Here is a 19373-nt window from a genome sequence, read left to right as displayed (position 1 = left end):
GATGAACCTGCGCGTAGGCGCGGGATGAACAGGAAGCTAACTACTCGCAGGGGCGCCCGTTGATCGCACATCCGGTGGGCTCGCCGGCCAGCAACCCCGGCACGTCGAACGTGAACGACACCGACCCGCCCACCGCCACCTCGCCGCGCCCGGCCAGCGGCGTGAACGTGACCAGCTCGCCCGCCTGCCGCGCGTCCGCACCCACCACACCGTCCACCTTCTGCCCGGCGGGCAGGCTCAGCGTGACCGTCCAGCCGTCGGCCGCGCCAAGGCCGCGGTTTGAGATGGTGACTTCGCCGCGGTAGCCCGTCAGCCCGAGCAGCCCGGTGTTTTCGGCACGCGAGTAGCGCGCGAAGAGGTCGGCCGCCGCCGGTGACGCCCCGACCGTCGGCGACGCGCCGCCGCCCGGCGCCGCACTGTCCGCAGTGGACGGATCAGCACCGCCGCCCGGCGCCGCGCTCGGCGACGGCCCCTGGCCCGGACCGCTGGCCCGCGGCGCGTCCGGCGTGGGCTCGGCCGTCACCGGCGGGTCCTGCTCCCCCGCGGCCTCCACCGGCGGCAACGGCAGCTGCACCTCACCGGTCGGCGGCCGGTTGGCCGTCAGGACGGCATAACCTCCGCCGAGGATGGCCACGACGGCCACCACCACGAACGCGACCGCAAGACCCACCTCCGTGCGGGTCCACGGCGGTCGCCCTTCCTTTTTCGGTACGCCCGACGCCGCCCCGGTCCGCGGCGATCCGTGCCTTTCGGGCCCCCGCCCGCCGCCCGAGCCACGCGACGGCTCCGCCGCCTCCCCGCCCGCCACGGCCTGCGTCCGACCCGCCGCGGACGCGCGCCGCGGCCGTGGCGCGCGGTTGGGCACGGCAGGACGCCCCTGCGCGGCCGTGTCCGCCGCCGGCTCGCTGTCCGGCCCCCGCTCATCGGCCGTCGCGGTCATGCTGTCGTCGAACTGCTGCAGCTCAGCGACGTATCCCATCACGCCGGCGTCACGCTGGCGCGGGATGGGCGCCTCGACCGCCTCGTGCGTGCCCCTGGGATCAGCCGTCACGCCGCGACTATATGTGTGCCGCTCATATCGGGCGCAACCCCCTAATCCCCAGTCCCCGCGCACGGCCCGCGCTCGGACCGCCACCGCACCCTCCGAGGTCCGCGGTGGTCCGGACTCGTTGCTCCTGCCACCTCACCCTCCGCGGTCGCACAACCAACCCCGGCACTTACGATCCCCAGCGGGGCGCGGACTCCTGCGTGGAGTGGGCTGCGGGAGGCCACCCAGCTGGGCTTGCCCCCATTGATCGTCCCCAGCCCGTCGCGCCGACCGGCGGCCGAAGCAGCAACGGGAACCAGGAGGTGAGGCGTGCACTGCGGGTTCGGCAGCTCCATCCGCGGTGAGCGCCTATCCAAGGGCGCAACAAGCAACTCAACACAACGACGCTGCGTCGATGTCTCACGCCATGCTGCGCACCACGCCCCTCCAGCCGAGACCTGTGGAGGACCACGCCTCGCGCCCTTACAAGCCCACAGGGACACTCCCCGCAGCGCGGGCTTGACCGCAGGGCTTCGGCGAAGTCGGGGACGGCAGTGTCCAAGGTCGCTGGTTGGCCGCTGGGCCACTACTGCCGGGCTCAAGGCGACGGTGTGCGGAGCGCTGCCGCGGCCTTCACCCTCCGCGCCTCACATGCTGAACCGCCCAACCTCAGCACAGGCGCTCGGGCTCGTCGTGGTGACCGCTGATGCGCCAGTCGGGTGCGGCAGACGCGGGGCGCCACTGCCTGGACGGCCGAGGCAGGCGGCGACGCGGAGTCACGGCACCAAACCCTCGGCACACTCTGCGGAGCCGGCACGCAACGGGTTAGCTGGCAGACCGCGGACCGTGGGCCGCCGTGCTTTCAACGACGACCGCCGGATAGCGCTAACCGCGGCCCCTGGAGCAGGGGTTTGGGGCCGTGCGACCGCGGAGGGTGAGGCCGCGGGAGCAACGGTCCGGACCACCGCGGACATCGCGGTAGCTCAAATTCTCCAATCGATAAAAATCACCAGCAGAGGCAGAACGGGTGGCCGGCGGGGTCGGCGTAGACGCGGAAGCTGACCTTCTCCTCGTCCATCGGCAGCACGCGCGCGCCCAAGGCCAGCGCCCGCGGCTCGGCGTCGTCGATGTCGTCCACCGTGATGTCGAGGTGGAACTGCTGGGGAAACGCCGGGTCCGGCCAGCGTGGCGGGATGTGGTCGGGCGCCTGCTGGAAGCTCAGCGTGGTCGTGCCGTCGCTGATGTCGACCCAGTCGCCGTCGACCCGGGTGATCGGCAGGCCGAGCAGCTCCGAGTAGAACTCCGCCAACGCGTGCGGATCCGGGCAGTCCAGGACCACTGAGGACAGACGGCCGATCATTGTGCTCTCCCTTGACCTTCGTTTTTTCCTCGACCGTCCGATGGTCCTGCGGGGGTACGACACTTTCGGATTGGGGTGATCGTTGCCGGACGGTGACCGTTCGCCGATGTGCGTGTGAAATCCCGTCGCATTACCGTGTGGCTAGGCGATAACGGAGGGCACGGCGTGGTCGGAGCCTTGGTCCGCACCCGGGTGGCGAGCAACGGCAGCATGGTCGTGCAGGTGCGCGGCAATGTCAGTGAGGCCGCCACGGCGCAGCTGCGGCGCGCGCTCCTGCACGCGCTGCTCCGGGTCCGCTCGCGCCGTCTCGTCGTCGATCTGCGCGAGGCCGGCCGGGTCGACCCGCTCGGCGTGGGTGCCTTGGTCGCCGGCTGTGACGTGGCGGGCGACCGGTCCGTCTCGGTGGTCGTGCACCGCCCCACGCACGGCGTGGACCGCCGCCTTCGCGCCGCCGGCCTGCCGGGCAAGGCCCTCCTGCGCCGCTAGCACGACGTCCTGCATCGATCTTTGTCGATTTTTCGAAATGCGGTGAACCGAGTTCGACGCGGGGTCTTCACATCCGCGCAACATACCCGTACGGTAATCGATGTCTATGGGAGCGCTTCCAACGAGGAAGCTCTATGCCGGGAAGGAGTCCCGCATGCGCAGGAGAACCGCGCTCTCCGCCATCGGCGCGGCCGCAGCCGCGGCATTGGCAACAGCAACGGCGGTCGGTGTCGGGCTGCTGCAGCCCCAAGCCGCGTCGGCCGCCGATTCCGTCTTCTACGTGGATCCGGACACAAACGCGGCCCGCTGGGTCGCGGCAAATCCGAACGACTCGAAGACCGCCGTGATCCGCGACCGGATCGCGACGGTGCCGCAGGCCCGGTGGTTCACCACCACCAACACCTCTGCCGTACGTGGGCAGGTGGACGCCTTCGTCGGCGCCGCCGCCGCGGCCGGCAAGATCCCGATCATGGTGGTCTACAACATTCCCAACCGCGACTGCGGCGGCGCAAGCTCCGGCGGCGCGCCGAGCCACCAGGCCTACCGCGCGTGGGTCGACGAGGTCGCGGCCGGGCTCAACAACCGCCCGGCGTACATCATCCTCGAGCCCGACGTGCTCGCCTTGATGACTGACTGCCAGAGCGCCGCGCAGCAGGCGGAGACGTCCGCCTCGATGGCGTACGCGGGCAAGCGCCTCAAGGCCGGCTCGTCGCAGGCCAAGGTCTACTTCGACGCGGCACACTCCGCGTGGCTCTCGGCCAGCGAAAACGCCCGCCGCCTCGTCGCCGCGGACATCGCCAACAGCGCGGACGGCATCTCGCTGAACGTCTCCAACTACCGCTCCACCTCGGAGCTGGTCGCGTACGGCAAGAACGTCATCGCGGCCACGGGGCGCAGCAGCCTCAAAATGGTCATCGACACGAGCCGCAACGGCAACGGCCCTGCCGGCTCGGAGTGGTGTGACCCGCCGGGACGGGCGATCGGCACCGCGAGCACCAACAACACCGGTGACGCCGCGGTCGACGCGTTCCTCTGGATCAAGCTGCCGGGCGAGGCGGACGGCTGCATCGCGGCCGCCGGCCAGTTCGTGCCACAGCGGGCGTACGACCTCGCGATCGCCGCCGGCCCGGTCACCACGCCGCCGACCACCCGGCCGCCCACAACCCCGCCCACGACTCCCCGACCACCCCGCCCACCACGCCGCCGACGTCCGGGCCGACCACGGGGCCGCCGCCCACCACGGCACCGCCCGGCGCGTGCAGCGTGGTCTACGTCCCGAACCAGTGGACCGGCGGCTTCACCACCGACGTGCGGATCACCAACCGTGGCTCGGCGGTGACGAGCTGGACCCTGCGCTTCACGGTCGGCTCGGGCGTGCGGCTCACCAACGGCTGGAACGGCACCTGGAGCCAGTCCGGCACCCAGATCACGGTCAGCAACGCCAGCTGGAACGGCAACCTCGCCAGTGGGGGCACGGTGAGCGCCGGCTTCCAGGGCACCGGCACGCTGGGCACCCCGACCGCGATCACGCTGAACGGCACCGCCTGCAGCTAACGATCACTGATGAATATGTACCTCTCCTGATGGGGTGGCCCCGCGCGGTGTGGTGCGGGGCCGCCCGCTAGGTTCCTCCAGATTGGACGGTGTCGACATGACCACCGACCTCACCGCCGCGCCGGATCCGCTCGCCCCGCCCCCGCGCCGCCGCGGCCGCGCCAGGTGGATCGTGGTCGGGGCGGTGGTGCTCATCGCCGCCGCGGTGGCGGTGCTGCTGCGGGTCGGTACGGGCGGCGCGTCCCGCCCGCCGACGGTCCAGAACCAGCTCGCCGACCGGATCGCCGTGGTGCTGGAGCAGTCCACACCGAACGACCACCACCAGCACGGCCACCACAGCATCGGCGACACCAACGCGGTCAAGGGCCCGACGCTGTGCGCCGTCAGGACGCTCGGCTTCGAGCCGGCCGAGGCGAAGACGGTCGCCGAGGTGCGCACCGTGTACGCGTACCACCTGTGCGCGATCGTCGAGAAGGGCCGGGCCTGGGACTTCGCGCAGAAGCTCTCCGGCCCGATGGCGGTACAGCTCACCGAGCCCATGAAGATCGAGGTCGTCGAGCCCGGCATGGGCTTCCAGGACCGGGTCCGCTCGCTGATCCCGGCGCCGTACCAGGAGGAGGCGCTCAAGGAGCTCCTCGACGAGGACCAGATGCGCGATCTGCGCCAGCGGTTCGAAGACGCTTTCAGCAAAGCCTGACGCTCCCGCGTCCCCACAGGGAGGGGCGTCCCCGCGACCCGGGGGCGCCCCTCTTGTGTGCCAGCTGATCGTCCCCGTATACTCGTCGGCGAGTATACGGGGACGAGTGCGGCACGGGAGGGGGTGCGATCGCGTGGCGACGAGGCGCAAGGTGAGCAACCTGCTGGCCCTCACCGTGCTCAATTCGCTGGTCGAGCGCCCCATGCATCCGTACGAGCTGGCCTCGGTCCTCCGCGCCCGCGGCAAGGACCACAGCATCAAGATCAAGTGGGGCTCGCTCTACACCGTGATGCAAAACCTTGAAAAGCACGGCTTCGTCGAGGCCACCGGCACCACCCGCGAGGGACGCCGGCCCGAGCGCACGGTCTACGCGATCACCCCGGCCGGCCTCGCCGAGGTGCGCGACTGGCTCCGCGAGCTGGTCGGCGTGCCTGAGCGGGAGTTTCCGCGCTTCGAGGCGGCGCTCGCCGAGATCGGCGTGCTCCCGCCCGACGAGGTGGTCGAGCTGCTGGAGCAGCGGCTGCGCATCCTCGACGCCGAGCTCGCCGAGGGCCGGGTGGCGCTCGGCGGCCTGGCGCAGGGCCTGCCCCGGGTGTTCCTGATCGAGATGGAATACCACATGGCGATGGTCGGGGCCGAGATCGAGTGGATCCGCGGGCTGCTCCAGGAGATCCGCGAGGGCACGCTCACCGGCGTCGACGCGTGGCGCGAGTGGCACGCCACAGGGCAGGTCCCGGAGAGCATCACCGAGCTGGCCAAGCTGGGCAGCCACCCCAAGGACGAGGAGGACGGCGACCCGGACTCCTGAATGAGAGCGGCCCCGGCGGGTGCTGCAACACCACGCCGGGGCCTTGACCTCGAACCGGCCCGCGGCGAAGCGCGCGCCCGACGCCCGAGATGGCACTGGCAAGGATAGTCGGGAGCGCTTCTCCACGGGATGGTTCAGCCATCACACCGGAGGAGAGAGTGGAGACATCCACCACCGCCCCGGCGGCGCTCGCCGTCGAGGCAGACAAGCTCGTGAAGACGTACCCGAAGGGTGTCCGCGCCCTCGACGGCCTGTCGCTGGCCGTGCGGCCGGGCGAGGTCTTCGGCCTGCTCGGCCCCAACGGGGCCGGCAAGACCACCACGGTCAAGATCCTGACCACCCTGGCCCGCCCCACCGCCGGCACCGCGCGGGTGGCCGGGCACGACGTCCTCCGCCACCCCGATCGGGTACGGCGTGAGATCGGCACCGTGTCCCAGCGCTCCGGCGCCGACCCCGCCGCGAGCGGTCGTGACAACCTGCTGCTGCAAGGCCGCCTCTACGGGATGCGCGGCACGGCGCTCACGGGGCGGGTGGCCGAGCTGCTGGAGCGGTTCGACCTCGTCGACGCGGCGCGGCGTCCGGTCCGCACGTACTCCGGCGGCATGCAGCGCCGCCTCGACGTCGCGCTCGGGTTGGTGCACCGCCCGCGCGTGCTCTTCCTGGACGAGCCCACCACCGGCCTGGATCCGGAAGCGCGCGCGGCGATGTGGGAGGAGATCGCGCGGCTGGCGGGTGACGAAGGGCTCACGATCGTCCTGACCACGCATTACCTGGAGGAGGCCGACCGTCTCGCCGACCGGCTGGCCATAGTGGACGGTGGTCGCGTCGTGGTGGAGGGCGCGCCCGACGACCTGAAGGGCGAGCTGCGCGGCGACGCCGTACACGTGGAGCTGAGCGAGGCCGGCAGCGAAGACCGCGCCCGCGCCGCGGTCGGCGGCGTCCCCGGCGTCCGGGAGGTCACAGTGGACGGACGGCGCCTGAGCGCCCGCGCCGACGACGGCGCCTCGTCGGTGCCCGCCACACTCGCCGCGCTGGGCGGCGTGGGCGTGCGGGTGGCGGCCGTGACGGTGGCCCGCCCGTCGCTCGACGACGTGTACCTGCGCTACGCCGGCCGCCGCTTCGCCGAGGTCGACGGGGGTGTGGCATGAGCGCCCTCGCCGCGGACACGATGTGGATGACGCACCGGCGGCTGCAGGCGTTCGTGCGCCAGCCGGCCTTCCTCGTCATCACGCTGGTACAGCCGGTCATCTGGCTGTTCCTCTTCGGCAGCCTGTTCCGCAAGGTGGTCGAGCTGCCCGGCTTCGGCACGTCGTCCTATTTGGACTACCTGGTGCCCGGCGTGGTCGTGATGAGCGCCGTCTCGTCGAACATGTGGGCCGGCATGGGCACGATGGAGGAGATCGAGCGGGGCACGCTCAACCGCTTTCTCACCACACCGGTCAGCCGCGCCGCCATCATGAACGCCAACGTCGTCGAGCAGGCCGTGAGCACCACCATCCAGTCGGTTGTCATCGTCCTGCTCGGCTGGCTGGCCGGTGCCCACTACCCGGGCGGCGTGGCCGGCGTGGCGCTGCTGGTCGTCGCGTCGGTCCTGCTGGGCACGGTCTTCAGCGCCTTCTCCAACACGATCGGCATGCTGGTACGCCAGCGCGAGTCCATCATCGGCATCAACACGTTCCTGCTGCTGCCGCTGACGTTCCTGTCCTCGGCCTTCATGGCCGCAGACCTGATGCCCGGCTGGATGCAGGCCATCGCCAAGGCCAACCCGGTCGACTGGGCGGTGCGCGCCGGCCGCGACGCGCTCTCCGCCGACCCCGACTGGCCCGCGGTCCTCACCCGCGGCGGGGCGTTGCTGGCGCTGGCGGCCGCGATGGTGTGGCTCTCGACTCGCACGTTCCGCGCCTACCAGAAGTCCGTGTAGAGGCTGCGGGAGGCTATCGAGCTGGGCGCGGCAATGCGCCCAGCTCGATGCGGGGTGGTAGTTCATTTGTTGAGGGCTCGGTCACCGGCGGCTGAGGCGGTGCCGGCCGGTGCGGCCGGAGCTAGCCGGGATGGTGCGGCGCCACAGGTCCGGCCGCTTCGGGGCCACCGCCGTGCAGCGGACGCGCGTGGGGGCGGTCGAGGCCGCGACTCGACGCAGCCGCCGATTCAGGCCTCAGCGGGCTCTGGGCTGGCACCGCGGGCCCGGCAGCGGAGGTCGGGGATCTCGGCGAGCGCTTGCGAGCCGCCGACCGGAGCGGTGCCCGCGGGAGCATGCGGTCCGCAGCTGGCGCGGACCGGGGCATATCAGGACCCAACCAATGGCCCACAAGCGCAAGGGACCTACGGGCGGAGGAGGACCTTCACGGCGCCGTCCTGCTTCTTCTGGAAGAGGTCGTACGCGCGCGGCGCCTCGGCCAGCGGCAGCCTGTGGGTGGCGAAGGTGTCCACGCCGAGCGGGTCGTCGTCGCCGGCGAGCAGCGGCACGATGTCGTCGACCCACCGTTTGACGTTGGCCTGGCCCATGCGGAGCTGGATCTGCTTGTCGAAGAGCGTGAGCATCGGCATGGGGTCGGCGGCGCCGCCGTACACGCCGATGAGTGAGATGGTCCCGCCGCGGCGGACGATGTCGATCGCGGAGTACAGGGCGGTGAGGCGGTCTACGCCGGCCTTCTGCATCATCTTGGCGGCAACCGCGTCGGGCAGGAGGGCGGCCATCTGCTGGGCCAGCTTCGCGGCGGTGGAGCCGTGCGCCTCCATGCCCACCGCGTCGATGACCGAGTCGGGGCCGCGGCCCTCGGTGCGGTCCCGGATCTCGCCGGCCAGGTCGTCGGTCTCGCGCAGGTCGATCACCTCGACGCCGAGGGCGCGGGCGCGGGCCAGCCGTTCCGGCACCAGGTCGACGCCGATCACGCGGCCGGCGCCGCGGTGGGCGGCCACCCGCGCGGACATGTCGCCGATCGGGCCGAGGCCCAGCACGACGACGCTGCCGCCGTCGGGGATGTTGGCGTACTCGACCGCTTGCCACGCGGTGGGCAGCACGTCGGAGAGGTAGACGAAGCGGTCGTCCGGCGGGCCCTGCGGCACCTTGATCGGGCCGTACTGCGCCTGCGGCACGCGCAGGAACTCCGCTTGGCCGCCGGGCACCTCGCCGTACAGCTTCGTGTAGCCGAACAGCGCGGCGCCCATCCCGCTCTCCCGCACCTGGGTGGTCTCGCACTGGGTCTGCAGGCCTCGCGTGCACATGAAGCAGTACCCGCAGGCGATCTGGAACGGGATCACCACGCGGTCACCGGGCGCGATCGTGCGCACCTCCGGGCCGACCTCCTCCACGACCCCCATCGGCTCGTGCCCCAGGATGTCCCCCTTGCCCATGAACGGGCCCATCACCTCGTAGAGGTGCAGGTCGGAGCCGCAGATGCCGGTCGAGGTGACGCGAATGATTGCGTCGGTGGGTTCCTGGAGCTTGGGGTCGGGCACGGTGTCGACGCTCACGTCGCGCCGCCCCTGCCAGGTGACTGCTCGCATGGAAGGGGTCGTTCCCTGGGCGGTTCCCCTCAAACCCCCTCGCGACGGGCGCGGGCCCGGCGCTTGCCCTCGTGCATGGCCTGCACGCGGGCGATGGGGATGGTGTGCCCCTCTTCGACGAGATCGTCGGGGAGGCGCTGCGGCGCGGGCAGCCGCTCCGCCCACGGGTCGGCGTCGCCGAGCAGGCCGGCGGCGGTGTGGATCGTGAAGTCCGAGGGCTTGACGCGGTCGAGGTCGTCCCACGCGACCGGGAAGGAGACCGGCAGGCCGGGGCGCAGGCGTGGGCTGTAGGCCGCGACGACCGTCGCGCCGCCGGACCGCGTGGAGTCGAGGAAGACCTTGCCCGCGCGGTCCTCCTTGATGAACGCGGTCGTCGCGATCGCAGGGTCGATCCGCTCGGCCCGCGCGGCCAGGGCGCGGGTGGCGGCGGCGACGTCCATGATGTTTACCGACTCGTCGACCGGCACGAAGATGTGCACGCCCTTGGAGCCGCTCGTCTTCACGGCACCGGTGAGCCCTGTGTCGGCCAGCGCCTGCCGCACCAGGTGCGCGGCGGCCACCACCTGGTCGAACGCGTCGCCCTCCGGCGGGTCGAGGTCGAGGATGAGGTCGGTGACCGCGTCCCACCGCTCGCCGCGCGTGAGGGCCGGGTGGTACTCGATCGCCCGCTGGTTGCCGAACCACAGCAGCGTGCGGCGGTCGTTGCAGAGCGCGTACCGCACCTCGCGCTTGGAGGCGTCCGCCCAGCGCGTGACGGTCTGCACCCAGTCGGGCGTGTACTTGGGGAGGTTCTTCTGCATGAACGCGTCCTGCCCGCGCAGGATCCGGATCACCGAGAGCGGCCGGTCACGCAGCACCGGGATGATCCGCTCGTGCAGCGCGTCGAGGTAGTCGACGAGCTCCCGTTTCGTCGCGCCGGCCCCCTCGAACAGCTCCTGGTCCAGATTGGTCAGTGCGACGCCGTCCCGCTCCTCATCGGCTGCCATTCGCTCACCCTGCCATCAGCCCGCGCAGAAGGTCCAGGTTCTTGCTGATGACGGCGGATACGCCGAGGTGGCGGGCGTGCGCGAGCGCCTCCGGCGTGTCGACCGGCCACACCATGACCACCTCGACCGACTCGCGCAGCTCGGCGACCACCGCGGGGGTGAGCAGCTCGCGGCGGATCGAGACACCGTACGCGGGCTCGCGCCGCACCCGCGCCCGCAGCCGCCGCAGCGTGACCCTGTTGCTGGAGGAGAGCACCCGCCGCACCGGGTCCTCGAACGCGTCGAGCATCCCCCAGTGCTTCGTGCACACGGTGATCGGCGCACCGGGCGCGACCTCGCGCAGCAGCGCGGCCACCTTCGGCGCCAGCGCGGCGGCCGGACCCTTCAGGTCGAGCATGAGGCGATGGTCACCGTCCGCGGCGGCGAGGACTTCGTGCAACTCCGGGAGTACCGTCTCGCGCCGCCGCACGAGCACCCACTTGTCCCACAGCCAGCCCCGGCCGAGCGTCTTGAGGTGGCGCACCTCGAGCGCGCCCTTGAAGAGGTGGATGTCCGCCTCGACAAGGTCAACCCCGGCGTCGAGGGCGGCCCGCAGTCCCGCAGTGTCGTTGCCGGCGCGGTGGGCGATAGCCATGAGCTGCGAAGGCACGGCTCAGGGTAACCCGGGCGCGTTTGTCCGATCCTCAGACGGGGAACCGCACGTGGTGGCACGCTGAGGGCGAAAGCGCCTCGGGCGGGTTCCGCTGCGTTTTGCTGCGCTCGGCGGAGCGGGCGAACCGTGTTGGAGGCTCCGTTCCGTTGCGCTTGAGTGGAGCGGGGCGAACCGCTCCGTTGCGTTTTGAGCGGGGCGGCCGTCCGGGCCAGCGAGCGGAGCGAGCGCGACGAGCACAGCCGGAGGAGGCTCTCATGACCCAGTCCTGGACGGGGCCGCCGGTCGGCGGGGCGGCGGAGACACCCGCGCGGCCCACCGTCACCGTGGCCAGCTACCCCGACTACCGGGCCGCGCAGCGCGCGGTCGACTACCTTTCGGACAACGAGTTTCCAGTCGAACGCACGGCGATCGTCGGCACCGACCTGCGGCTCGTGGAAAACGTGCTGGGCCGCATGACGGTGGTCCGCGCGGGCCTGGCCGGGGCCGCGACCGGCGCGTGGTTCGGCCTCTTCATCGGCCTGCTGTTCGGCATCTTCAGCGAGTCCAACTGGGTCGGCGTGATCCTCGCCGGCGTGCTGATCGGCGCGCTGTGGGGCGCCGTCTTCGGCGCCATCGCACACGCGATGACCGGCGGCCGCCGGGACTTCACGTCGACTAGTTCGCTGCAGGCCGCGCAGTACGCGGTAACGGTCGACGCAGAACACGCCGAGGCCGCTCGGCAGCTGCTCACCCGGCTCAATTGGCAGGCTAGCGGCGCCAGCTAGCTGGGTGATGGACGTCTGGGGGCCGCCAGGGCTTGACTTCGGCGGCCCAGAAGTTCCGACGAGGTATCGCGATAAGGGCGCGGCGCTGCTAGCCGCGTAGACGACCCTTGCGTCGTCGTCAACGTGGCGCTTTCCAATGTGGTGTTTGGCGATAGTAACGTTCTGACAATCGGGCTCACTGTCGACTATGTGGGTTTCAACTCTTTCACCACCTGGCCGCAAGGACTCCTCGTCGATCCATCAGGAGGCAGGGACGCCGGCAAGCCTCTCGGCCATCGTGCTGACGCGCCCGACGCTCGCCGACGCGAGGCCCGCTACAGCTCTGGAGGCAGTGATCAGCGCACGAACGCCGCGATCGCTTGTGCGATGGATGCGAGCAACGTCAAGCCTGTGACAGCGATTAGCGTCAACTCGAGTCGTCGTGCCTCCTTGGCGCGCGAAAGCTCTCGCTCGACAGCGATCGCGTCGATTGCAAACCGGGCGTGACGAAGGCCGCGGGTCATACCGATCCGCATTAACTGGTCCGTCTCGGCAGGGTCGGTCGATCGAGCAAGTCGAATGAGACCGTCTGCCGTGTCATCCGCGATGAGGTCTCCCAGCGGCCCTGCGGGAAGCCAGGTCGGGTCAGGCATCATGACACCCTTTCCCTGGTATTCGATCTGCGATAAGTCATTTACATCATGGCAGTTCCACTGAGGAAATTCAGTCGACCAATTGACAGGCGCACCGTTCGCGGCAAGATCGAGTGCACTACCTTCGCCGAAGGCCGCCGTTGCCCATGTCCGTCGGTTCGTCTCGGCGTGAGCGCCCCGACCGCCCTGAGCAACAGGCCGACCTTGCCCGGAGTCGGCGTGGAGCGGCTGCCGGCCGGACCCCCTCCTGCCGGCCCTGGGTCCGCGACCTACCCTGCGCGCCGACGCCGTTAGGCTACTTAGGTGCCGCTACGCGTGGAGGTCGTTGACGCGGGGCCGGCATTCCGAAAGGACTATCGACATGCCCCGCGTGGTACCGGCCGTCATCCGCGCACTCGACATCCTCGAACTGTTTCTGGACCGCCCCCAACTGTCGGCCCGCGAGGTGGCCGAGCGGCTCGACCTGCCCCGTACCACCGTCCATGAGCTGCTCGTCACGCTCGTGGCTCGCGCCTACCTGATTCCCGTGCCTGGCCAACCGGTGCGGTACCGGCTTGGCATGCCCCTCTTCCAGCTCGGCTCCGCGTTCGCGGGTCGGCTCGACCTGGTCCGCGAGGCGCAGGGCGTCGCGCGGGAGGTGGCCGCCGCGTGCGACGAGGCGGTCCTCGTCGCCGTGCTCGATGGTGCCGACGTCATCTACCTGGTCAAGGTCGACAGCACGCACCCCGTCCGGATGGTCTCGGGGGTCGGGCGGCGGCTGCCGGCCCACTGCACGGCGGTCGGCAAGATACTGCTGTCCAGCCTCGATCCGGCGGGCCTGGACGCCGTCCTGGCAAACGGCGCCCTCCCCGGCATGACGCCGGCGAGCATCACCGACCCGGACCGCCTGCGGGCGCACCTCGACCGCGTTCGGGCCGAGGACATCGCCGTCGACGACGGCGAGTCCGACATCGCTGTACGCTGCGTCGCCGCGGCGATCCGTGACCATACCGGCGCGACCGTCGCGGCGATGAGCGTCTCCGCGCCGATCATCCGCTGGACCTCACAGGCGTACGCGGAGTGGACCCGACTGGTGCGCGAGGGCGCCGCCACGGTGTCCGCCCGCATGGGGTACCGGGCCTAGTCCTGAACCCCGAGGCGGCACTTCCGCACCGGCTCCATCGACGCATTGACACCTCCCGCTGGTGTCCTCTACCGTCGCGTCCACTCGGTACGAAATCTCGAACCTTGTTCGAGATTTCGAACAATGTGCCGGGTCGTCGGAGTCGCCGCCCGCGGGCACGGGCCATCGGGACACGGCTGAAGAGGCACCAAGAACGCGGTGAGGCGGGACGAAGGAGGCGAATCGCTGTGGAAGATAGCCAGTTGTGGTCTCGGCGCGGCTTTCTGGGAATGGGGGTGGGCGTACTCGGCGCGGCGAGCCTGGCCGCGTGCGGGGACAGCTCGTCGCCGCCGCCCCGGGCACAGGCCGAGGTTCCGAAGGAGCTGCTCGACGCTGCGGCGTCGTTGAAGGGCACCTCGATGGGGATGCTTTCGCAGAAGCTGTACTCGGAGGCGGCGAACAAGGCGCTTGACAGCTCGATCGCGAAGTTCGCCGAGTCCACCGGGACGAAAATCGAAAACAGTTTGGTACAGGCCGACGCCGGCGACGTGGTGGCCAAGCTCGACGCCGAGGTGAAGGGCGGCGTGGCGCGCGACCTGGCGTTCATGACCGACTCGCGGTTCGTCGCGCAGTTCCACGCGCTGGGAGACCTGGAGGACGTGACGGACGTCGTCCAGGCGCTGACAGCCATATACGGTGAGCCCACCGCGGAGTCCAAAAACTTCTGCGTCTTCGACGGCAAGTGGTTCGCCATTCCCTACCACTTCATCGGGATCGGTTCCTTCCTGCGCAAGGACTGGATGCAGGAGAAGGGCATCACCCCCAAGGACATCTACACCTGGGAAGAACTGCGGGACCTGTGCCTCGAGATCTCCGACCCGAGCAAGCGCCGGTTCGGCTGGGGCATGACCATGAACCGGTCCGGCGACGGCAACGGCATCATCGAGGCACTGATCAACGCCTATGGCGGGTCGATCGCCTCCAACGACGGTACGAAGGTCACGTTCAACTCCCCGAAACGGTGCAGGCGGTGACCTTCCTGGGCGACATCTACACCAACCCCAAGTTCAAGCCGATGCTCCCGCCCGGGGTGGCCGCCTGGACCGACTCCAGCAACAACGAGAACTGGCTCGCCGGCATCCTCGGCTACACCCGCAACCAGTTCAGCGTCTACGCCGACTCCAAAACCAAGAAGAACCCGGTCTACGACAAGACCCACGTCTTCTCCGACTGCATCGGGCCGGCCACCGACAAGCCCCTGCTGCTCGGCCAGTCCCAGGGCTTCGTCGTCTTCAAGGGCGCCAAGAACGCCGCGCTCGCCAAGCTCCTGGCGCAGTACCTCATCACCGCGCCCGCGCTGCTGGGCGTGGCGAAGGAGGCCCCCGGCCTGGCACTGCCCGCCTGGGAAAAGGTCTGGGACGCCGACCCGTTCTTCACCAGCGGCGACCCGGCGTTCCCCATCATGCGCAAGATCACCCAGCAGTCGCTGCCCCTGACCACGAAGAACGGCCTGAACTTCCCGCAGAAGGCCAGCGCCGGCCAGCAGGCCGCCGTCGGGGCCTACGTCCTCACCGACATGATGCAGCAGGTCATCCAGGGAACAGCGCCCGCGAAGGCCGTGCAGGACGCGCACGCGAAGATGGTGCAGACCTTCACCCAGCAGGGGCTGCCCCAGTGAGTGACCGAGCTGGCGCGGCGGCGTCTGGGCGGAGGACGACGTCGCCTTTGGCGCCGCGCGAGCGAGCGAGCCAGGAGACACGGTGACGTCGGTCCGTCCAGCGCCGGCCCCGGTGACGAGGAAACCTTCGCCGCCGGGGTCCGGCTCGCTGACGAAGACGCAGCGGCGGCTGGGGCGGGACTGGCGTCTGGCGGCGCTGTTCCTCGCTCCGACGGCCGTTCTGGTCGGCGGGCTCGTGCTCCTGCCGATCGCCCGGTCGGTGGTCACCAGCACGACGGAACGGCACGGGCAGGACAGCGTCTTCGTCGGACTGGACAACTACCTCGCCCTCGCCAGCGACGAGCAGTTCCGCACGGGCGTGCTGAACTCGTTCGTCTTCACCGCGTACGCCGAAGTGTTCAAGGTGGTGCTGGGGCTGTCCGCGGCCTTGCTGCTGCATCATCGGCGTCGCGGGCGGTCGGTGCTGGCCGGGCTGCTTCTTCTGCCCTGGGTCGTGCCGACGGTGGTCACGGCGTTCAGCTGGCGCTCGCTGCTCGACCCGATCTTCGGCAGCGTCAACATGCTGCTCACCCAGTCGGGAATCGGGCCGCTGCTGGTCACCCTGAACCTGGTCGACAGCTGGCCCGCGGGCTGGCTCTCCGACCCGTCGCTGGCCATGCCGTCGGTGATCCTCGTCAACGTGTGGAAGGGCGTGCCGTTCTTCACCGTCGCGTTCCTCGCCGGGTTGAAGGCCATCCCGGCCGAACAGTACGAGGCGGCGACCGTCGACGGCGCCTCACCGTTTCAACGGTTCATCCACGTGACGCTGCCCGGCCTGCGCCACGTGATGACCGTGACGGTGACGCTGTCGTCGATCTGGACGTTCAACAACTTCGACCTCATCTGGTTGCTGACACAGGGCGGCCCCGGCGACGCCACCGCGCCTTACGTGCTCGTCGCCTACACCAAGGCGATCCTGCAACTGCAGTACGGCGCGGGAGCGGCGGTCACGCTCGTGATGCTGCCCGTCGTCGGTGCGCTGGTGTTCGTCCTGGTCCGACTGCTGCGCCGGGACGGCGACTCCACGCCGCGCCGGCGGGCCGGGATAGGACAGGCCGGCCCCGTGCGCAAGGCGCTGCCGTGGGTCATCGCCGCGGTGGTCACCGGCCTGCTGGCCTGGGCGTCGCCACACATCTTCTGGAAGGCGGCGGTGGTCCTCGGGGTGCTGCTGCTGATCGTGGCCGCGGTCGGCTGGGTGGTCACGGCGCTACAGGGCTGGGGACGCCGCCGGGCGTCGTCGGTGGCGTCGGGCCTGGGATCCGCTCTCGGTCTGGCCGGGCTGCTCCTGTTCGTGCTGATTCCGCTGTACTGGATCGTTGTGACGGCCTTCAAGACCGAGGGCCAGATCGTCATGCACACCCGCGACCTGTGGCCGACCCCGTGGACCCTGCAGCAGTTCGGCGACCTGTTCACCACAAAGCCTTTCGGCCGCTGGTACCTCAACACGATCCTCGTCTCCGCGGCGTCCACCGCGGTGGCACTCGTCTTCGCCGCCCTCGCCGGATACGCGCTGGCCCGGCTGCGCTTTCGCGGCGCGCAGGGCTTCACCGTCACGGTGCTGCTCACCTACGTGATGCCGGGCGCGCTGCTGTTCATCCCGCTGTACCAGCTGCTCATCGGGGCGCGGCTCACCGACTCGCTATGGTCGCTGGTGTTGACGTACCCGACCTTCACGCTTCCCTTCGCCACCTGGCTGCTGACGGGGTACTTCTCGTCGATCCCCGTCGAGCTGGAGGAGGCCGCGCTGGTCGACGGCTGCAGCCGCATCCAGGCGTTCGGCCGGGTGGTGCTGCCCCTCGCCAAGCCGGGGCTGCTGGCGGTCGCGCTGTTCACGCTCACCAACGCCTGGAACGAGTTCCTCTTCGCCTTCGTGTTCATCACGAAGGACGAGTACAAGACCCTGCCCGTGGGGATGCAGTCAATGATCATCGGGGATGTGGTGCCGCAGGGTCAGCTCGCCGCCGCGTCGCTGCTCGTCAGCATCCCTGTCGTGGTCATGTACGCCTTCGGGCAGCGCTTCCTGACCGAGGGGCTAACCGCGGGCGCGGTAAAGGGTTGAACCAGCTCGCCGGCCCTGACCGCGATGTATCCGGGATTGACCTGACGCTAGGCGGCTTCACGCGCGGGGCGCTTGGTGGTGTTGGGTCATGCGGCTGGCCTGGCTTGCGATCTCGTCCACTGAGGACAACGGAACGGTGACCGCGACATCCCACGTCTCGTCGTCCTGGCCGACGAGGATAGCGACCTCGCCGCCGCTCGATGCCCAGAACACCGGAGCGCCGGCGCACGTGCCAATCGCCAGCGAGCGGCGCTCGTCCCAGTCAGCATCTCGAATCCGCCCCAGGCCGACGAAGTCGGAAAGCTGGCCCCGGATGTTCAGCTCCCACGCCTCGGCCTGCAGCTTGACGGCGGTCTGACCGGTTCCGGGGTCCACATCGAGGGTTACATCTGCCACCCACGGATGATCCCACCCTGGCGCCGCTCGGATCGCGACACGACCGTCAGTGGTACGTGAGCTCGCCCGCCTCGATCGGAGCAACCAACCGGTTCTCCTCCGGCGCCAGCGGACACGCCCACCGATCGTCATACGCGCAACTCGGGTTGTACGCGTAGTTGAAGTCGAGCCGCGCGCGGCCGCCGTCCAGCGCGACCACCCCCCGCCCGAACGTGCCCTTCACCGTGTCCGTCAGGTAGCGCCCGGCGCCGTAGGTCATCGAGCCGTACGTGCCGTCGCGGAACGGCAGAAAGAGGCCACCGCCGTACGCGTCGATCCAGAAGAGCGTCAGCGGGCCCCACGGCGTGATCGCGCGGGCCACCCGGCGGTACCGCACGACGCCGTCGGGGCCGCCGGTGTCGATCGTCAGCGCGCCGTCGGCCGGTTCCAGGGGGACCTCGACCACCGCTTCGGGGTTTTGCGGAAAGTAGCGGAGGCCGGCGAACGACGCCCGCTCCTCGGGCGGTATCGGTGACTGTGCGTGTTCGGCGAACAACCTGTCGCGAGCCGACCTGAATTCGCCCAGGTCGAGCCCGGACAGGTACATCCGGGCCACGCGCTCGCGCCAGTCGGCCAGTTCCAGAATCTCCACGCTCTCGAACCCTAACCGCCCATCCAACGTATTCACGGCGGATGAGGCACTACTTTGCGCCCACGACGCAGCGTCCCTCGCTGATACCGTTTGTCCGTGACTTTCCGGACACCCCGATGATCCACACAGTCGGGTTGGTGCTGCACCCACAGCGTGACAGCCGCGCGGCCATGTCGACCATCAGCGCCTGGGTGCGCGGGCGCCAGGCCACGCTTCTCGGGCTGCCGGAGGAGGTGGCGCGCACCGAGGGCGCCTCGGCGGTGCCGGCCGAAAAGCTGGCCGAGGAGTCCGACCTGGTGGTGAGCCTCGGCGGCGACGGCACGATGCTCCGCTCGATGCGCCTCGCCTGCGGCGGCCGCGCGCCCGTGCTCGGTGTCAACCTGGGGCGCCTCGGCTTCCTCGCCGAGATCGACGTGCCACAGCTCCCCGAGGCGCTGTCCGCGATAGACGACAAGCGGTTCACGGTGGAGGCCCGCTCGGCGGTGCGGTCGCGGTTTCACGACCACGAGGTGCTCGCGTTCAACGAGGTGGCGCTGGTGCGCCGCCCGGGCGGGCCGATGGCCGCGATCGAGCTCTTCGTCGAGGGGCACCCCTTCATCCACTACGTGGCCGACGCGCTGATCGTGGCCACGCCGACCGGCTCGACGGCTTACAGCTTCTCGGCAGGCGGGCCGATCGTCTCGCCGCGGGCGCAGGGCCTCGTGGTGACGCCGGTCGCGCCGCACTCGGCGTACAACCGGGCATTGGTGCTCTCGGAGAGCGAAAAGGTGGCATTGCGCGTGCTTCCGGCCAGCGGCGATCTGGAGGTCGAGTCGGACGGCTCGGTGGTGGGCCGCCTCTCCGCCGGTGACACGGTCGAGGTGTCCGCGGTGCCGGGCGCGGCGAGCGTGGTGCGGCTGGGGCACACGACGTTCTACCAGCGTGCCCAGCGCAAGCTCCGGCTCACCGGCTCCACCGAGGTCGACCGCGCCTGGTAGCGCGGGTCGCGGCCGGCG

At 70.3% G+C, this 19373-nt stretch carries 21 protein-coding genes; 13 read left to right on the top strand and 8 right to left on the bottom strand.

The window, feature by feature from the left end:
* Positions 1-40: 40 nt before the first annotated feature.
* Both Phou_RS49040 and Phou_RS49035 read right to left on the bottom strand, forming a co-directional pair.
* Positions 41-1051, bottom strand: a complete 1011-nt coding sequence (locus Phou_RS49040) for a cellulose binding domain-containing protein (protein ID WP_173071679.1) — start codon at positions 1049-1051, stop codon at positions 41-43.
* Between the two features lie 982 nt (positions 1052-2033).
* Entirely contained in the window at positions 2034-2387 is a 354-nt protein-coding gene (locus Phou_RS49035; protein WP_173071677.1) for a VOC family protein, read from the bottom strand.
* A 165-nt stretch (positions 2388-2552) separates the two neighbouring features.
* On the opposite strand from Phou_RS49035, the gene Phou_RS49030 reads away from it, so the two are divergent.
* The 7 genes from Phou_RS49030 to Phou_RS49005 all read left to right on the top strand — a co-directional run bounded on the left by Phou_RS49030 (position 2553) and on the right by Phou_RS49005 (position 7853).
* A complete protein-coding gene (locus Phou_RS49030) occupies positions 2553-2873 on the top strand; it encodes an STAS domain-containing protein (RefSeq protein WP_173071675.1) in 321 nt (106 codons plus the stop codon).
* Positions 2874-3027: 154 nt separating this feature from the next.
* Positions 3028-4212 (top strand): glycoside hydrolase family 6 protein, encoded by a 1185-nt coding sequence (locus Phou_RS49025; protein ID WP_246274856.1) that lies wholly within the window; start codon positions 3028-3030, stop codon positions 4210-4212.
* Positions 4137-4427, top strand: coding sequence for a cellulose binding domain-containing protein (locus Phou_RS54205; protein WP_308785235.1), 291 nt, complete (start codon positions 4137-4139; stop codon positions 4425-4427). Before Phou_RS49025 ends, Phou_RS54205 begins: the two co-directional genes overlap by 76 nt.
* Before the next feature lie 97 nt (positions 4428-4524).
* On the top strand, positions 4525-5124 hold the full coding sequence (locus Phou_RS49020; protein WP_173071673.1) for a hypothetical protein: 600 nt from the start codon (positions 4525-4527) through the stop codon (positions 5122-5124).
* 133 nt (positions 5125-5257) lie between these two features.
* Positions 5258-5932 (top strand): PadR family transcriptional regulator, encoded by a 675-nt coding sequence (locus Phou_RS49015; RefSeq protein WP_173071671.1) that lies wholly within the window; start codon positions 5258-5260, stop codon positions 5930-5932.
* Positions 5933-6090: 158 nt separating this feature from the next.
* The gene (locus Phou_RS49010; protein ID WP_246274854.1) at positions 6091-7080 is read left to right on the top strand and encodes an ATP-binding cassette domain-containing protein; all 990 of its coding nucleotides are present in this window, start codon (positions 6091-6093) and stop codon (positions 7078-7080) included.
* Positions 7077-7853: an ABC transporter permease gene (locus Phou_RS49005; RefSeq protein WP_173071667.1), complete on the top strand. Its 777-nt coding sequence runs from the start codon at positions 7077-7079 to the stop codon at positions 7851-7853. Before Phou_RS49010 ends, Phou_RS49005 begins: the two co-directional genes overlap by 4 nt.
* A gap of 401 nt (positions 7854-8254) precedes the next feature.
* On the opposite strand, the gene Phou_RS49000 is transcribed toward Phou_RS49005, so the two are convergent.
* Genes Phou_RS49000 through Phou_RS48990 form a run of 3 tightly spaced genes read right to left on the bottom strand, consistent with a single transcriptional unit; the run spans position 8255 to position 11059 of the window.
* A complete protein-coding gene (locus tag Phou_RS49000) occupies positions 8255-9439 on the bottom strand; it encodes a zinc-dependent alcohol dehydrogenase (protein ID WP_173071665.1) in 1185 nt (394 codons plus the stop codon).
* A gap of 29 nt (positions 9440-9468) precedes the next feature.
* The gene (ligD, locus tag Phou_RS48995) at positions 9469-10425 is read right to left on the bottom strand and encodes a non-homologous end-joining DNA ligase (protein ID WP_173071663.1); all 957 of its coding nucleotides are present in this window, start codon (positions 10423-10425) and stop codon (positions 9469-9471) included.
* Between the two features lie 4 nt (positions 10426-10429).
* Positions 10430-11059, bottom strand: a complete 630-nt coding sequence (locus tag Phou_RS48990; protein WP_173071661.1) for a glycerophosphodiester phosphodiesterase — start codon at positions 11057-11059, stop codon at positions 10430-10432.
* 272 nt (positions 11060-11331) lie between these two features.
* Here Phou_RS48990 and Phou_RS48985 point away from each other — a divergent pair, with 272 nt between their 5' ends.
* The gene (locus Phou_RS48985) at positions 11332-11841 is read left to right on the top strand and encodes a YflT domain-containing protein (protein WP_173071658.1); all 510 of its coding nucleotides are present in this window, start codon (positions 11332-11334) and stop codon (positions 11839-11841) included.
* Between the two features lie 335 nt (positions 11842-12176).
* Here the strand turns inward: Phou_RS48985 and Phou_RS48980 are convergent, their stop codons facing one another.
* The gene (locus Phou_RS48980; RefSeq protein WP_173071656.1) at positions 12177-12473 is read right to left on the bottom strand and encodes a hypothetical protein; all 297 of its coding nucleotides are present in this window, start codon (positions 12471-12473) and stop codon (positions 12177-12179) included.
* Positions 12474-12834: 361 nt separating this feature from the next.
* Between Phou_RS48980 and Phou_RS48975 the strand changes: the two genes are divergently transcribed.
* The 4 genes from Phou_RS48975 (at position 12835) to Phou_RS48965 (ending at position 17351) form a co-directional block, all read left to right on the top strand.
* A complete protein-coding gene (locus Phou_RS48975) occupies positions 12835-13596 on the top strand; it encodes an IclR family transcriptional regulator (RefSeq protein ID WP_173071653.1) in 762 nt (253 codons plus the stop codon).
* A 104-nt stretch (positions 13597-13700) separates the two neighbouring features.
* Complete coding sequence (locus Phou_RS54200) at positions 13701-14609, top strand: ABC transporter substrate-binding protein (RefSeq protein WP_246274853.1); 909 nt, start codon at positions 13701-13703, stop codon at positions 14607-14609.
* Entirely contained in the window at positions 14606-15253 is a 648-nt protein-coding gene (locus Phou_RS54195; RefSeq protein WP_246274852.1) for a type 2 periplasmic-binding domain-containing protein, read from the top strand. Before Phou_RS54200 ends, Phou_RS54195 begins: the two co-directional genes overlap by 4 nt.
* Before the next feature lie 112 nt (positions 15254-15365).
* Complete coding sequence (locus tag Phou_RS48965) at positions 15366-17351, top strand: ABC transporter permease (RefSeq protein WP_246274851.1); 1986 nt, start codon at positions 15366-15368, stop codon at positions 17349-17351.
* A gap of 57 nt (positions 17352-17408) precedes the next feature.
* On the opposite strand, the gene Phou_RS48960 is transcribed toward Phou_RS48965, so the two are convergent.
* Both Phou_RS48960 and Phou_RS48955 read right to left on the bottom strand, forming a co-directional pair.
* A complete protein-coding gene (locus Phou_RS48960; RefSeq protein WP_173071649.1) occupies positions 17409-17747 on the bottom strand; it encodes a hypothetical protein in 339 nt (112 codons plus the stop codon).
* A 46-nt stretch (positions 17748-17793) separates the two neighbouring features.
* Complete coding sequence (locus tag Phou_RS48955; protein ID WP_173071647.1) at positions 17794-18378, bottom strand: DUF1684 domain-containing protein; 585 nt, start codon at positions 18376-18378, stop codon at positions 17794-17796.
* Between the two features lie 137 nt (positions 18379-18515).
* Between Phou_RS48955 and Phou_RS48950 the strand changes: the two genes are divergently transcribed.
* A complete protein-coding gene (locus Phou_RS48950; protein WP_218579664.1) occupies positions 18516-19355 on the top strand; it encodes an NAD(+)/NADH kinase in 840 nt (279 codons plus the stop codon).
* Positions 19356-19373 lie beyond the last annotated feature (18 nt).

The sequence above is a fragment of the Phytohabitans houttuyneae genome, from assembly GCF_011764425.1.
GTDB classification, from domain to species: domain Bacteria; phylum Actinomycetota; class Actinomycetes; order Mycobacteriales; family Micromonosporaceae; genus Phytohabitans; species Phytohabitans houttuyneae.
Note: the sequence above shows the minus strand (reverse complement) of the source record. Positions and strands in the feature narration are given on the sequence as shown.